Source organism: Flavobacterium sp. GW821-FHT11G01 (genome assembly GCF_058808175.1).
Map to the genome: position 1 here is coordinate 1 of NZ_JBXARK010000007.1, position 15,332 is coordinate 15,332.

12 protein-coding genes are annotated in these 15,332 nt (G+C 32.5%); 8 read left to right on the plus strand and 4 right to left on the minus strand.

Annotated features, from left to right (window positions below; all coding sequences use genetic code 11):
• Positions 1-204: 204 nt before the first annotated feature.
• Positions 205-900, minus strand: coding sequence for a DUF4294 domain-containing protein (locus AC1RRN_RS13590; RefSeq protein ID WP_492967800.1), 696 nt, complete (start codon positions 898-900; stop codon positions 205-207).
• Positions 901-981: 81 nt separating this feature from the next.
• Here AC1RRN_RS13590 and AC1RRN_RS13595 point away from each other — a divergent pair, with 81 nt between their 5' ends.
• The 7 genes from AC1RRN_RS13595 (at position 982) to AC1RRN_RS13625 (ending at position 10,450) form a co-directional block, all read left to right on the plus strand.
• Positions 982-2,070, plus strand: a complete 1,089-nt coding sequence (locus AC1RRN_RS13595; RefSeq protein WP_492967801.1) for a M42 family metallopeptidase — start codon at positions 982-984, stop codon at positions 2,068-2,070.
• A 60-nt stretch (positions 2,071-2,130) separates the two neighbouring features.
• Positions 2,131-2,811 carry a response regulator transcription factor gene (locus tag AC1RRN_RS13600; protein ID WP_492967802.1) on the plus strand — a complete coding sequence of 227 codons (681 nt, stop codon included), beginning with the start codon at positions 2,131-2,133 and terminating at the stop codon, positions 2,809-2,811.
• On the plus strand, positions 2,808-4,166 hold the full coding sequence (locus AC1RRN_RS13605; RefSeq protein WP_492967803.1) for a HAMP domain-containing sensor histidine kinase: 1,359 nt from the start codon (positions 2,808-2,810) through the stop codon (positions 4,164-4,166). Before AC1RRN_RS13600 ends, AC1RRN_RS13605 begins: the two co-directional genes overlap by 4 nt.
• 107 nt (positions 4,167-4,273) lie before the next feature.
• Positions 4,274-5,521, plus strand: coding sequence for a TolC family protein (locus AC1RRN_RS13610; RefSeq protein ID WP_492967804.1), 1,248 nt, complete (start codon positions 4,274-4,276; stop codon positions 5,519-5,521).
• A gap of 12 nt (positions 5,522-5,533) precedes the next feature.
• Positions 5,534-6,619 (plus strand): efflux RND transporter periplasmic adaptor subunit, encoded by a 1,086-nt coding sequence (locus AC1RRN_RS13615; protein WP_492967805.1) that lies wholly within the window; start codon positions 5,534-5,536, stop codon positions 6,617-6,619.
• Between the two features lie 3 nt (positions 6,620-6,622).
• The gene (locus AC1RRN_RS13620; protein ID WP_492967806.1) at positions 6,623-9,721 is read left to right on the plus strand and encodes an efflux RND transporter permease subunit; all 3,099 of its coding nucleotides are present in this window, start codon (positions 6,623-6,625) and stop codon (positions 9,719-9,721) included.
• 126 nt (positions 9,722-9,847) lie between these two features.
• Positions 9,848-10,450 carry a DUF2238 domain-containing protein gene (locus AC1RRN_RS13625; RefSeq protein WP_492967807.1) on the plus strand — a complete coding sequence of 201 codons (603 nt, stop codon included), beginning with the start codon at positions 9,848-9,850 and terminating at the stop codon, positions 10,448-10,450.
• Positions 10,451-10,539: 89 nt separating this feature from the next.
• On the opposite strand, the gene AC1RRN_RS13630 is transcribed toward AC1RRN_RS13625, so the two are convergent.
• Positions 10,540-10,923, minus strand: a complete 384-nt coding sequence (locus AC1RRN_RS13630; protein ID WP_492967808.1) for an ankyrin repeat domain-containing protein — start codon at positions 10,921-10,923, stop codon at positions 10,540-10,542.
• A gap of 327 nt (positions 10,924-11,250) precedes the next feature.
• Between AC1RRN_RS13630 and AC1RRN_RS13635 the strand changes: the two genes are divergently transcribed.
• Entirely contained in the window at positions 11,251-11,790 is a 540-nt protein-coding gene (locus AC1RRN_RS13635) for an SRPBCC family protein (protein WP_492967809.1), read from the plus strand.
• A gap of 60 nt (positions 11,791-11,850) precedes the next feature.
• Here AC1RRN_RS13635 and AC1RRN_RS13640 read toward each other — a convergent pair whose 3' ends face one another.
• Together AC1RRN_RS13640 and AC1RRN_RS13645 are read right to left on the minus strand one after the other, a co-directional pair.
• Entirely contained in the window at positions 11,851-12,807 is a 957-nt protein-coding gene (locus AC1RRN_RS13640) for a phosphoribosylaminoimidazolesuccinocarboxamide synthase (protein ID WP_492967810.1), read from the minus strand.
• Positions 12,808-12,946: 139 nt separating this feature from the next.
• Positions 12,947-15,295, minus strand: coding sequence for a S9 family peptidase (locus AC1RRN_RS13645; protein WP_492967811.1), 2,349 nt, complete (start codon positions 15,293-15,295; stop codon positions 12,947-12,949).
• Positions 15,296-15,332: the final 37 nt, after the last annotated feature.

Genomic DNA, 15,332 nt, shown 5'->3' on the forward strand with positions numbered 1-15,332 from the left:
GAAGTGGAAATCCTTTTGCTTTTTTCTTTAAAAAGCAAAAGATTGGAACGGATAGCGGGATTAGCTCCTGATTAAAATCTAAAACCTAAATTTTAAACAATACCTTATCTAAATATTATAATAGAATTTCCTTCCTTAATATATATGTATAAAAAAACCCGATAGGTTTGGAAAACTGTCGGGTTGATGTTATAATAAGGAATACTATTTGTCTTTTGCCTCCTCAGTTTTAGCTTGTTTTGCTTTTGCTTCCCACTGATTCATTAAATCTCCATAATTTATTGGTTTAGCAGGTTTCTGATTTACCAATCGGCCGGATTCGAATGCTCGTTGAAGAATGGTTTCTATTAAATAGTCTTCATTGACTTCGTATGGATTGTATTCTTTCTTTAAACTAATATCAAATAAATTGGCAGTAGTATTAGAGACGAAAGCTTTGAAACCGCTTTTTAAGGTTCTGATTAATTCATAGGTTGTAATTCCGGTTTGCCTATGAACTAGCTTAACTAGAATTTGACCTTGTTTACGCGAAAGCTTTTTTAACCTTGCTTCGAATTCATTATTAAGGTAGTCTTCTACAATTTTAAAATACTTCTTTTTTTCACGATTGGTTTTTAGACGTGCCATTCCCTGATTTAAAGCTGTCAATCTATCAGCAGCTAATTTTGCATACGGATATACTTTATAAACTCTATTCTGAAGAATCATAAATTGCTTTTGTGCTTCGGGATCGAGCTTCTCTTTTGTAATGATAATCTCTGGCAATTCAATTGTATCGCCCAAAATAGAATCTTTTTCAGTCAATACATAACCCATTTGCTGGTTTTCTTTTGGTATAACCTGAGCCTGAGTTGCAAACGAAATCAATATAAAGAATAAAAGAATGTAGGTAAATTTCATTGAGTCATAATTTAAATGTAAAATTATATATTTATATACAACTCTAATACCAAATTTATAAATTAGCAAAAAAATATTTTTATGAGTACAGAATCTATCTTAAAAGATACCTCAATTGCTTTCCTGGAAAGCTACCTAAATAACGCCTCGCCTACCGGATATGAAAGTGAAGGACAAAAACTTTGGATGAATTATTTGAAACCATACGTTGATACATTTATTACGGATACTTATGGAACAGCCGTTGGAATTATTAATCCTGATGCGCCTTTTAAAGTTGTAATTGAAGGTCATGCCGATGAAATTTCGTGGTATGTAAACTATATTACAGATGATGGTCTATTATATGTAATACGTAACGGTGGTTCTGATCATCAGATTGCGCCATCAAAAAGAGTTCATATTCATACTAAAAAGGGAATTGTAAAAGGTGTTTTTGGATGGCCAGCGATTCATACTCGTTTGCGTGATAAAGAAGAGATTCCGAAATTAAGCAATATCTTTATTGATTTGGGCTGTGAAACCAAAGAACAAGTCCTGGAAATGGGTGTTCATGTAGGATGCGTTATTACTTATCCTGATGAATTCATGATTTTGAACGAAAATAAATTCGTTTGTCGTGCTATCGACAACAGAATGGGCGGTTTTATGATTGCCGAAGTAGCTCGTTTATTGCACGAAAATAAAAAAACACTTCCGTTTGGATTGTACATTGTAAATTCGGTTCAGGAAGAAATTGGTTTACGTGGTGCTGAAATGATCGCACAAACTATTAAACCAAATGTTGCCATTATCACTGATGTTTGCCACGATACCACTACTCCAATGATTGATAAAAAAGTAGAAGGTGATCTTAAAATGGGTAAAGGTCCCGTAATTGCATATGCTCCGGCAGTTCAAAACAAATTGCGTGATTTAATTGTAGATACAGCTGAAGAAAATAAAATTCCGTTTCAACGTAGTGCAATTTCAAGAGCTACAGGAACAGATACTGATGCTTTTGCTTATAGCAACGGCGGAGTAGCATCAGCGTTGATTTCATTACCTTTACGTTATATGCATACCACTGTAGAAATGGTTCACAGAGAAGATGTTGAAAATGTGATTCAGTTAATTTATGAATCATTATTGAAAATTGAAAATAATGAGACTTTCTCTTATTTTAAATAAGAAGAAAATTTAAAACGTCAATTCGGTTAGTAATAACCGAATTGACTAATATAAAATAACATGAAAATACTACTACTCGAAGACGATTTTACTTTATCTAAAGAAATCTCAGCATTCTTTACTTCAAAAGAATTCGAGTGTGTACCTTATTATGATGGTTCTTTATTACTGAAGAAATACTTTCCGCAGGAATATGATTTGATCGTTCTTGATATTAATGTTCCGGGAACGAACGGAATCGACGTTTGTAAAGGCATTCGGGAAATTGATAAAAAAACACCTATCATTATGCTCACTGCTTTTAGTGAAATTGAAGATAAATTAGCTTCGTTTGATAATGGTGCCGATGATTATTTAGTTAAACCTTTTCATTTTGAGGAATTGTATGCGCGTATTTCATCACTTTTAAGACGAAAAGATATTCCGCAGCAAAGTGAAAATAAAATTATTATTGAAGATTTAGAAATTTTGGAAGATGATATGAAAGTATTTCGTTCAGGCGAAGAAATCAAATTAACTCCTAAAGAATTTAAGTTGATTCTTATTTTGGCTCATGCTAAAGGAAAAGTCCTATCTAAACAATTTATTGCCGAGAAACTTTGGGATTATCATATTGAAACCAATCAAAATACAATTGAAGTTTATATCAATTTTTTAAGAAAGAAAATCGATAAAGATCACGAAACAAAACTGATTCGTACCAAAATTGGTTACGGATATTATTTAAGCAATCAGGAATGACATTAAAAAACCGGATATCGCTTTTAGTAAGTTTGCTTTTTACAATCCTGTTTGGGTTGGCATCTACTGTGATATTTGTTTTGTATTCTAATTTCAGAAAAGAAGAATTTCGCGATCGACTTGAAATAAAAGCGCTTTCAAACATCAAGCTTTTAGTGAATGTTAAGGAAGTTGACGATCAGCTTCTGAAAATGATTGATCAAAATTCAATCAATAAATTGTATGACGAAAAAACATTGGTATTTGATTCTCATTATAAATTAATCTACAGTAGTATTGACGATGCCAAAATAAACTGGTCTATTGAAGATTTAAAATACCTTAAAAAACATAAAACTTTTTTTAAACAGCAAGGCGATTATGAAGTTTACGGTGTTTTTTATGATACAAAAGACAAGGATTTTTATGCTTTAATATCAGCAACTGATGATTATGGTAAACGAAAACTGCTTTTTCTTAGATACACTTTAATTGTTTCTTATATATTCTTTACTTGTATTTGCTGGGTTCTGACTTCATTTATGGTAAAAAAAGCTATGAGTCCGTTGAGTATTTTTCATCAAAAAATAAAAAATATAAACGAAAACAATCTTGACACTCGTATAGCATCAAAAAGTAATAAAAATGAAATCGATTTGATTGCCAATGAATTTAATTTCATGATGGATCGAATTGAGATTTCTTATCAAAAACAAAAAGAATTTACGGCGCACGCCTCACATGAGCTCAGAACTCCGTTGTCACGAATAACTTCGCAAATTGAAAATACCATTACCAATTCTGCAACTTCTGATAAAGGAAAATCTTTCTTAAAAACTATTTTATCTGATGTCAATCAATTAACCGAACTGATTAATTCATTATTGATTCTTTCTAAAATAGACAATAAGAATCAGGAGAATTATGAAGAACATCGAATGGATGAAATTCTGTTTTCAGCAATTGAAAATTTAAACAAGAGCTATCCTGATTTTGTTATTCTTTTTGAAATGGAAGAAGATGACAATTTAGGCACCGCTTTAGAAATTAAAGGAAACAAAAACTTACTCGAAATAGCTTTAGGCAATGTTTTGAAAAATGCTTGTGTTTACTCCGATAATAAACAAGCCAAAGTAAAAATTAGTACTCAAAACCATCATCTTGTTATTTCGATTTCAAATAGTGGAAATACATTAAGTGAAAACGAACAAAAGAATCTTTTTCAACCTTTTATGCGTGGCGAAAACTCTAAAGGCACTACTGGGTTTGGACTCGGATTGCGTATTGTCAATCGTATTTTAACGCTTCATAGAGCTACAATCAAGTACAGTATTCCTGAAAAAAATACCAATCTTTTTCAATTGATTTTTCATTAAAATCTTTTTCACTTCAATCTAAATCATTTTTAAGGTCTTTTTAAGGTTCTTATTAAGGTCTCTTAAAGTCTCGTGATAGCATCTTTGTATCAAATAAAACCGATACAATGAAAAAGTTAATTGCATTCCTGTTTTTGATTTTAGCAAGTCAGGCAGGCTTGGCTCAAAAAACAGTCACTCTGGAAGATTGTGAAAGCCAATTTTTAAAAAACAATCTTTTTTTACTGGCATCTCAATACAATATTGATGCTTCGAAGGCGCTGACTATTCAAGCACGAATTTGGGATAATCCAACAATTACGGCAGAACTAAATGCCTATAATCCTGAAAAAAATCAATATTTCGATATTGGAAAAGAAGGCCAGAAAGCATTTGGAATTGAACAGCTTATTTATTTAGGTGGAAAAAAACGCAACGAAGTAAAACTGGCGCAAACTAATGAGCAATTGGCCGAATTACAATTTAATGATTTACTAAGAACCTTAAAATTGCAATTACGTAAGAGTTTTTATACTGTTTACTACAATACAAAAAGTCTTGAAACTACTGATAAACAGCTTGCTCACATTGAAGATTTAATTAACTCCTACTCTGTTCAGGCACAAAAAGGAAATATTCCTTTGAAAGATGTTGTTCGTTTGCAGTCGCTTTACCTGAACTTCAAAAATGAAAGAATGGAAGTTGTAAATAATAACATTGAAGAACAAGCCAATTTGAAATTGTTGTTAAACTCAACTGAAACTTTAGTTCCGATTGTTTCTGATTCAGAATTCAATAAATATCTAAAAACTATCAATTTTGATTTAAAATCTTTTGAAGATCAGGCTATCGCTAATCGTCCTGATTATTTAGCCAAACAAAAAGAAATTGATGCCAACGAAATTAATGTAAAATGGCAAAAATCACTTTCAGTTCCTGATATTACGGTCGGTGCGAACTACGATCAACGAAGCGGTGCTTTTAATAAGGAAGCTAATTTAACGCTTGGTATTCCTCTTCCTCTTTGGAATAAAAATAAAGGAAACATAAAATATGCTCAAACCATTTTAGATCAGTCTAAAGTTGAAAAACAGAATTTCGATTTGCAATTGCAAACCGAAATCACATCAGCCTGGAATAAATGGGATGAATCACGCAAAAACTACGCAGTTATAAAACCAACTGTTAATGCCGATTTTGATGCCGTTTACAACGGTATGTTAACCAATTTTCAAAAACGAAACGTGAGCTTATTAGAATTTACAGATTTTATGGAAAGTTACAATCAGGCCACCGTTCAGGTTAATGAATTAAAGAAAAAACTAGCACTTTCAGGAGAAGAATTGAACAGCACAATTAATAAAGACTTATTTTAAAACTAATTAAAGATGAAACATAAACTAATAATAGGAATTGCAATTGTGAGTCTGGCATTCACAAGCTGTAAAAAAGAAGTTGAAAATCCGCAGACCAATACTTCTTTTGCATTAAGTGATTCAATGCTAAAAACAACTACAACAGCTATCGCACAAACGCAACCTGTAAAAAATGAATTAAGTTTTTACGGAAAAATTACAGCTGACAATAATAAAATGATTGATGTTTATCCGCTTGTTGGTGGAAATGTGATCAAAGTAAATGTTGAACTTGGAGATTATGTACATAAAGGACAAGTTTTGGCAACCATAAAAAGTACTGATATTGCTGATTTTGAAAAACAATCTCTTGATGCAAAAAGTGATTTATTGGTAGCGAAAAACAATTTGAAAGTAGCTCAGGAATTATTTGACGGAAAATTAAATTCAGAAAGTGATGTGCTACAAGCAAAATCTGAAGTAACTAAAGCACAATCTCAATTAGGAAAAATTCAGGAAACTTATAAAATTTATAATATCAAAGCGGGGTCTATCTATGAAGTAACGGCTCCAATTAGTGGTTTTATTATTCAGAAAAGCATTAATCAGGATATGCTTTTAAGAAGTGATCGTTCTGAAAACATTTTTGATATTGCCGAAATCAGTGAAGTGTGGGCAATGGCAAACATTAATGAGACTGATATCGATAAAGTAAAACTTGGAATTGATGCTGATGTAACCACTTTAAGTTATCCTGATAAAGTTTTTAAAGGAAAAGTTGATAAAATTTTCAACGTAATTGATCCCGAAACCAAAGCAATGCAGGCACGTATAAAACTGCAAAATCCAGGTTATTTGTTGAAACCTGATATGAATGCCAATATCAAATTATCTTTTAAGGAAGATAAATCTTTGATTGCGATTCCGAGCAATGCGATTGTTTTTGATAAAAGTAAAAATTTCGTCATGGTTTTTAAAGATCGTCACAATATTGAAACCAGACAAGTTGAAGTTTATAGCGTTGTTGGTGACACAACCTACATTTCAAGTGGCTTAAAAGAAAACGAAAAAGTCATTACAAACAATCAGTTATTTATTTACCGCGCCTTAAACGAATAAGTCATGAACAAATTCATCAGAAATATTATTGCTTTTTCGCTTAAGAATAAAGCATTCACCTTTTTTTGGGTGGGATTATTGGCGGTTGCCGGATTTATTTCCTTCAAAAATATGCCAATTGATGCCTTTCCGGATGTAACGAATACGCAAATTATCATCATTACACAGTGGAATGGAAAAAGTGCTGAGGAAGTAGAACGTTTTGTAACTTCTCCTATTGAAATCTCCATGAACTCTGTTCAGAAAAAGACCAGCGTTCGTAGTATTACCATGTTTGGATTATCTGTAATCAAAATTATTTTTGATGACGGAGTCGACGATACTTTTGCGCGTCAGCAAGTCAATAATTTATTAAAAAATGTTTCCCTTCCCGAAGATGTTGAACCTGATGTTCAGCCTCCGTACGGACCAACTGGAGAAATATTTAGATATATTGTAAAAAGCAACAGCAGAGACAGTAGAGAATTATTGACCTACCAAAACTGGGTTATTGACAAACAACTTCGTTCCGTTCCTGGTGTTGCCGATTTAAATGTTTTTGGAGGACAAACTAAAACTTATGAAGTTGGTGTTGATCCTATCAAATTAGCGAAATACAACATTACACCATTACAAGTCTACAATGCTGTAAATGCAGGAAACCTAAATGTTGGTGGAGATATTATAGAAAAAAATGGGCAGGCATTTGTAGTTCGTGGTGTTGGGCTCTTAAAATCGATTCCGGATATTGAAAATATTATTGTTGATGATGCCGGAGGGAATCCCATTTTGGTAAAAAATGTGGCTTCGGTTTATGAAAGCTCCATGCCTAGAGTTGGGCAAACCGGAATTGGCAAAAACGATGATGCAGTTGAAGGAATTGTCGTGATGCGAAAAGGTGAAAATGCTCAGGAAACTTTAGCATTAATCAAAGATAAAATTAAAGATTTAAATGATAATGTTCTTCCAAAAGACATAAAAATAGAAACCTTTTACGATCGCGATAATTTGATGAATTTCACGACCGAAACCGTAATGCACAATTTATTTGAAGGGATCATTCTGGTTACGTGTGTAGTATTCCTTTTCATGGCCGACTGGAGAACTACTTTTACGGTTTCAATTGTTATTCCGTTATCCTTATTGTTTGCTTTTTTATGTCTTAAAATGATGGGAATGAGCGCAAACTTACTGAGTTTAGGTGCAGTCGACTTCGGAATTATTATTGATGGCGCGGTGGTGATGGTCGAGGGATTGTTTGTGGTATTGGACCACCGAGCGCATCAATTGGGAATGACGGCTTACAATAAAATAGCCAAAGGAAGCCTGATTAAAAAAACAGGAACTGAAATGGGTAAAGCTATTTTCTTTTCTAAATTAATCATCATTACTGCTTTATTGCCAATATTCTCCTTCCAAAAAGTAGAAGGGAAAATGTTCTCGCCCCTAGCCTACACTTTAGGTTTCGCGTTAATGGGAGCTTTACTTTTTACACTGACATTAGTTCCGGTTTTATCTCATATTCTTTTAAATAAAAATGTAAAAGAGAAAAATAATCCGTTTGTGAATTTTTGGGATAGAATTGTCGGGAAAGGTTTTGCCTGGACATTTAAACACAAAGTAAAAACGTTGATCGCATCAATAACTATTTTGGTTGCTGTCTTTTTCTCTGCTACTTTTTTAGGAACTGAATTCCTGCCACAATTAAATGAAGGAGCTTTGTGGGTAACAGCAGAATTGCCAATGAGTACTTCTCTTCCTGAAAGCGTGCAAACTGCTTCAATGATTCGAAAAGATCTTGAAAGTTTTCCGGAAGTAAAAAAGGTTTTGTCCCAAACGGGTCGAAGCAACGACGGAACAGATCCAAACGGATTTGGATTTATTCAGCTTCAGGTTGATTTGAAACCAAAATCAGAATGGAAAAGAAACATCAATATGGATGAACTGATTAATGAAATGGACAATAAACTGAAAGTTCATCAGGGAATTACCTATAATTATTCTCAACCCGTTATTGACAATGTAGCCGAATCTGTAGCTGGTTTCAAAGCTTCAAATGCAGTAAAAATTTATGGCGATGATTTAGATAAATTAGATGAATTATCAAATGAAGTTCTGGCAAAAATAAAAGATATTCCGGGTATAAAAGATGCCGGAATTCTGAGAAACGTTGGCCAGCCAGAAATCAGTGTAATTCTGGACAGAGAAAAAATGGCCGCTTACGGAGTAACATTAAATGATGCTCAGGCGGTTTTAGAGTTGGCTTTTGGAGGAAAAACCGCCACTCAAAAATATGAAGATGAGAAAAAATTTGATGTGAGAGTTCGTTTTTCTAAAGAATATCGTAAAGATGAAGAAGATCTGGCCGAACTAAAAGTTCCGACCATTAGCGGAGTTAAAATTCCGCTGAAAGAAATCTGCGATATTAAAACGGTAACAGGTCCGGCTTTCATTTACAGAGATAATACAAAACGTTTTATTGGAGTAAAATTCTCTGTTCGTGATCGCGATTTAGGAAGTACCATTGCAGAAGCACAGAAAAAAGTAGCCGAATTGAAAATGCCTTCCGGTTATACAACAGGCTGGACAGGAGAATTTGAAAATCAGGTCCGTGCTAGTGCGCGTTTGGCACAAGTTGTACCAATCAGTTTAATTGGAATATTTGTCTTGCTGTTTATTTTATTCGGAAATATAAAAGATTCATTGCTTGTTTTAGCGAATGTTCCGTTTGCCATTATTGGTGGAATTATGGCCTTACATATTACCGGAATGAATTTCGGAATCTCGGCCGGTGTTGGTTTTATTGCTTTACTTGGAATTTGTATTCAAAATGGTGTTATTCTGATATCTGAATTTCATCATAATCTGAAGGCTAAATTTACACTCGAAGAATCTATTTTTATGGGAGTAAAAGCCAGAACCAGAGCAGTAGTTATGACAGCATTAATGGCATCAATAGGTTTAATGCCTGCCGCGATTTCAACGGGAATTGGTTCTGAATCCCAAAAACCATTGGCTATTGTAATTATTGGAGGTTTAATAACGGCGACAATTTTAACGCTATTGGTTTTCCCAATTATATTTTGGGTCTTCAACCGCAAAAAACATGTTCCTATTGAATAATAAATTAACTAAACGGTTAAATTAATTTGATTCGGTTAAAAGAAAAAGCATCATTATTTTAATGATGCTTTTTTGATTCCGTTACATTTTAGTTTAATATCTTGCGTTACATCAATTAAACTATTTATGAAATATATTTACTTTTTAATCACGCTGTTTTCAATTTCATTATTAGCCTCAATTATAAATCCAAAAGAGGGATTTACTTGTTTTCTTGAAGTTATTCCGGCGATTATTGGCTTTCTGATTTTAGCTTTCACTTTTAAAAAATTTCGTTTTACAAATTTCACTTATACCTTGATATTAATACATTGTATTATTCTATTCATCGGCGGCCATTATACCTATGCCGAAGTTCCTTTTTTTGATTATATAAAAGAAATTTTTCATCAAAGCAGAAATAATTATGATAAAGTGGGACATTTTGCCCAGGGATTTGTTCCGGCGATGATTATCAGAGAATTGTTTATCCGAAAAGAAGTAATTAACAATAAAAGCTTTTTTAACTTTATTATCGTTAGTATTTGTTTAGCAATTAGTGCCGCTTACGAATTTATTGAATGGTTTGTATCTCTTGCAACGGGCGAAGGCGGAGATTCATTTTTAGGAACTCAGGGGTATATTTGGGATACCCAGTCTGATATGTTATATGCAACTATTGGAGCAATTATAGCTTTGATTTTATTTTCAAAAATTCAGGACAAACAAATTCAAAAAATAGATTTTTAATTTGTGCCTAGCAATTACATATATAATAAAAAATGGTCTCCCGCTCAAAGAAGACCATTTCTATACTAACTCAAACTAGCTTTAAACTGTTATTTTAAATCTTTCAAAATTGCAATAGCTTCTGTTGCATTTGACAATTGTGCATATTTTAATGCAGTGAAACCTTGTTCGTTTTTATCATAAGCGCGCGCACCATTTTCTAATAAAACTTTAATTATTTCAACTTTGTTATAACGTGCTGCGATCATTAAAGGTGTCATGTCTTCTGATTTTTCATTTACATCGGCACCATAAGCGATAAATTTTTTCACTACTTCTACATCTCCTTTACTAACTGCTACGTGTAATGGTGCTGAGAAATTGTGTGAAATTTCAATTTTTGGATTCACTACTGATGATGTGTGATTCGCTGCCATTGAAACATTGGCAAAAGCTACTAAAGCTACTCCTAAAATAATTACTGAATTTTTCATGTTGATTGATTGTTAAATTGATTGATTATTGATGATTTTTAAATTCTATGTAAATGTAATTCTTTTTTTGTATTATGTATTACCAAGTACCTTGTTTTAACTAATTCTTAACATTCATTTAATAAAAACCTAATAAACTCTTTTGAATGTTAAATTACCGTTTCATATATAGACGCTCATTTATTCAATATGTTACAGTTTAAATCAAAAAAATATAAAAAATCTTATATTTTTTTTAGAATGCCGTAAAATCATTATTTAACTTTTTTAACTTTACTATAATGAATACCAACAAAATAAACTAATACTAACTTAAAACCATAAACTATGCTCATCCTTAAAAGAATTTTATTGATTCTGATCTTAATTGTATCAGTAGTTTTAATTGCAGCTTATTTTATGCCTAAAGATTATGCTGTACAAAGAGAAATCACCATCAATAAACCTGTAGACAGTGTATTTAATTATGTACGATATTTAAAGAATCAAAATGAATTTAGCGTTTGGGCTAATATAGATCCTAAAATGAAATCGACTTATAAAGGAACAGACGGAACTGTTGGCGCTATTTCGGCTTGGGAAAGTGATGTAAAAGATGTTGGAGTTGGAGAACAGGAAATTACCAAAATAACCGAAGGGAAACGTATTGACTTTGCATTACGTTTTAAAGAACCAATGAATGATACCGCAGTTGGTTTTATGTCTACCGAAGCTATTTCTGGAAATCAGACAAAAGTCAAATGGGGAATCAACGGTGTTTTTCCATATCCAATGAATGTTATGATGCCAATGATGAAAATGGATCAGATGATTGGCAAAGATTTACAAAAAGGACTTGAAAATTTAAAAGCCAAAATGGAGGAATAAAAAAATAGCCCAGATTAAATACCTTATTTAATCTGGGCTAAAATAAATTTAAATGTAGAATTATGCTTTAGAAGCAAGATATTCTAATACATTTTTCTCAATACGTTGGTCAATATTAGCAATATCAGCTTTAACGAATTTTTCTCCTAAAATATTCTCGTATAATTCAATATATCTTTCAGATACAGATTCTATATAAGCATCAGTCATATCCGGGATTTGTTGTCCTTCCTGCCCTTGAAATCCATTCTCGATCAACCAGCGACGCACAAACTCTTTTGATAATTGTTTTTGCTCCTCGCCTTTTTCTTGTCTTTCATAATATCCATCAGCATAAAAATAACGTGAAGAGTCCGGAGTATGAATTTCATCAATCAAAACAATAACACCTTCTTTTGTTTTTCCGAATTCGTATTTTGTATCTACTAAAATCAAACCACGACTTGCAGCGATTTCAGTTCCTCTTTGAAATAAATCTCGGGTATATTTTTCTAAAACAATATAATCTTCTTCTGTAACAATTCCTTTTGCTAATATATCTTCTCGAGAAATATCTTCATCATGAGAACCGTTATCAGCTTTTGTAGTTGGGGTAATAATAGGTTCCGGAAATTTATCGTTTTCTTTCAAACCTTCCACCATTGTTACACCGCAAATTTGTCTTTTTCCTGCAGCATATTCACGAGCAGCATGTCCTGAAACATAACCACGAATTACCATTTCTACTTTAAATGGCTCACATAAATGTCCAACAGCAACGTTTGGATCTGGTGTAGCAATCAACCAATTTGGAACAATATCTTCTGTTAATTCCATAAATCTGGTTGCAATCTGATTTAGAATTTGACCTTTATATGGAATCCCTTTTGGTAAAACTACATCAAAAGCAGAAAGTCTGTCAGTTGCTACCATTACTAAAAGTTCATCATTGATATTGTAAACCTCTCTAACTTTTCCGCGGTAAACTGATTTCTGATTCGGGAAATTAAAATTTGTTGTTGTAATTGTATTGCTCATTATATGTAGTTGTGTTTTTGTTTTCTTTGAATGCAAATTTAAAACTAATTAAAAGAGCAAGCAAATGTTTATGGTTGATAGTTTGGATTGCAATACAGTTCATCTAAAAACTATCAACCATAAACTATCAACTAAAAACTTATTTTTTCAAAAGTGTTGAATTAAATAAGTTTAAAATTCTGCCGTATTCATCAATCCATGAATACGTTTCTTTGAAACCATGAGATTCAACAGGAAAAGAAGCTAAACTCCAATTCTTTTTCTCCAATTCTATAAAACGTTGAGACAAACGTACAATATCTTTATATTCTACATTATCATCAACCATTCCGTGAAGCATAACTAAATTTCCTTTTAAGTTATCTGCAAAATAAATCGGAGAACTTTTTTTGTAAGCTTCCGGATCAGTTTCCGGAAAATTTAGAATGTTTCCTGTGTATCCGTGATTGTAGTGTGCCCAATCTGTAACAGAACGCAAAGCCGCTCCCGAAGTAAATTCACCCGGAGTTGTCAACATCCCCATTAAAGTGATAAAACCACCATAAGAACCTCCATAAATACCTACTCTGTTGGCGTCAATACCATATTTTTGAACTAATAATTTCTTTCCGTCCAAATGGTCAGACAAATCTTTTCCTCCCATAAAACGATAAATTCCGGTTCTAAAGTCTCTACCATAACCGTCACTTCCTCTGTAGTCAATGTCCAAAACAGTATAACCTAAATCAGTCAACAAATTATGAAACATATATTCTCTGTAATAATTACTCCAAAAATTATGAGCATTTTGAAGATACCCTGCGCCATGAACAAAAATTACAGCCGCTTTGTTGGCCGCTTCTGCTTTAGGCGTATAAATTCTTGCGTTAACCGGAGTTCCATCTTGCGCTTTGAATGTGATTACTTCAGGAGTTCTCCATTGATATTTTTTGAAAGCTTCTGTTCTTGAAGAAGAAATTTGCTGCAAAGTTGAATTCTTTTTATTGTCTGCAACATAAAAATCCCAAGGAATGTTTTTATACGAATAACGAACTAAAAGCGATTTTTCGTCTGGTGAAAGTACAACTTCATGTGCCCCGTCTTTGGTTAAAATCGGTTGTAAAACACCATCAGCAACAGCTAATTTATAGAAATTTCTATTTCCAGGATGTGTTGTGTTTGTGGTTAAATAAAACACTTTTTTATCTTTAGATAAAGTAACATCACGAACTTCCCAATTCCCTTGTGTTACTTGTGTTTTCTTTTTTGTCTTTACATTATAAGTGTACAAATGAGAGTATCCTGTAACTTCAGATTGAAAATAAATCGTTTCGTTATCAGCAAGGAAATCTAAATTTCCAGAAGAAAATGAATATCCCGGAATTCCAGGTCCGCCAATCCAGGCTTCATCGTGTTGGTATTCAATTTCTTCAAAAGTTCCTTTATCTAAATTTAAATTTATCAGCCATCTGTCTTTGTTATCCTGACTTCTGATTTCAACAATTGCCAACGATCCGTCTTCATTGTAAATTGGTGCCTGAGGAACAATAAGTTTATCTTCTTTTGCCTTATTTTTCAAGTTATCATACTGTTCATAATACTTTGGTGTATCCTGAATATGACTTAAAGTCGAAAAATTCACATAATAAACAGAGTCTTTTGCTACAGAGTAAATTCCGAATTTTGTTTTTACAAAATTAGCTGTAGAAACTTTTTCCTTTGTATCCGGAGTTTGGTTATACCCGTCAGCAGTTATAAAAACTTCCATCTTTTCTTTTTTGATTTCTGTATCTTCTATTAATCTAAAAGTGGCAAAATTTCCGTTTGGATTTACTTTTAAATTATTGAAATCATCTTTACCATAAAAATATTCTTTCGCAAAATCAGATTTAACCTCTTTGCTTTTCGCAAGATTCCATTTTTTTCTGGCTTCCTTATCTTTTATAAACTGAAATAATTCCTTTTGTTGGGTATTTAGAAAAGTTTCTTTTTCAGGTTTTGTTTCTTTTTTAACTCCTTTGCTAAAATTAGTAATCTGTAAAATTGTACCTTCTTTGGTATTGTATTTAAAGATATTATCGTTTTGTGCAAAAAATAAAACTCCGGCTTGAGATCCTAATTGTAAATTAGAAATTGGAGTTGATTCCTGAATCAGTTTTTTTGAAACTTTAGATTGAATTGAATACGAATACAAACTTCCTTTATCCAGATAATAAACAACGTCAGATCCGGGCTTTGCTTTAAAATCCATTTGAGAAAAAACGGCTTCTTTTGGCAATACAATTTCTGGTTTTGTCATTCCTTTTTGCCAAAAATAAGTGCTTGCCCCTACTTCATCTTTCGGATTCCATTCAAAATAAACTTTTTTTCCGTCTAAAGACCAGCGTCCGTTTGTGGGTTGATTTCCAATAAAAGATTCGCCCTTCATTATTTCTTCTAACTTCAAATTTTGGCTATTTCCAGTAACACAGAAAAATAAAAAGGCAAGGATAAAAATGTTTTTTGTCATTGTGGTAGTTTTTGAGAAAACAAAAATACACTTTGAA

Coding starts and splice junctions, on each gene's coding strand:
- AC1RRN_RS13590 (WP_492967800.1), bottom strand. CDS start 900: ATGAAATTTACCTACATTCTTTTATTCTTTATATTGATTTCGTTTGCA.
- AC1RRN_RS13595 (WP_492967801.1), top strand. CDS start 982: ATGAGTACAGAATCTATCTTAAAAGATACCTCAATTGCTTTCCTGGAA.
- AC1RRN_RS13600 (WP_492967802.1), top strand. CDS start 2,131: ATGAAAATACTACTACTCGAAGACGATTTTACTTTATCTAAAGAAATC.
- AC1RRN_RS13605 (WP_492967803.1), top strand. CDS start 2,808: ATGACATTAAAAAACCGGATATCGCTTTTAGTAAGTTTGCTTTTTACA.
- AC1RRN_RS13610 (WP_492967804.1), top strand. CDS start 4,274: ATGAAAAAGTTAATTGCATTCCTGTTTTTGATTTTAGCAAGTCAGGCA.
- AC1RRN_RS13615 (WP_492967805.1), top strand. CDS start 5,534: ATGAAACATAAACTAATAATAGGAATTGCAATTGTGAGTCTGGCATTC.
- AC1RRN_RS13620 (WP_492967806.1), top strand. CDS start 6,623: ATGAACAAATTCATCAGAAATATTATTGCTTTTTCGCTTAAGAATAAA.
- AC1RRN_RS13625 (WP_492967807.1), top strand. CDS start 9,848: ATGAAATATATTTACTTTTTAATCACGCTGTTTTCAATTTCATTATTA.
- AC1RRN_RS13630 (WP_492967808.1), bottom strand. CDS start 10,923: ATGAAAAATTCAGTAATTATTTTAGGAGTAGCTTTAGTAGCTTTTGCC.
- AC1RRN_RS13635 (WP_492967809.1), top strand. CDS start 11,251: ATGCTCATCCTTAAAAGAATTTTATTGATTCTGATCTTAATTGTATCA.
- AC1RRN_RS13640 (WP_492967810.1), bottom strand. CDS start 12,807: ATGAGCAATACAATTACAACAACAAATTTTAATTTCCCGAATCAGAAA.
- AC1RRN_RS13645 (WP_492967811.1), bottom strand. CDS start 15,295: ATGACAAAAAACATTTTTATCCTTGCCTTTTTATTTTTCTGTGTTACT.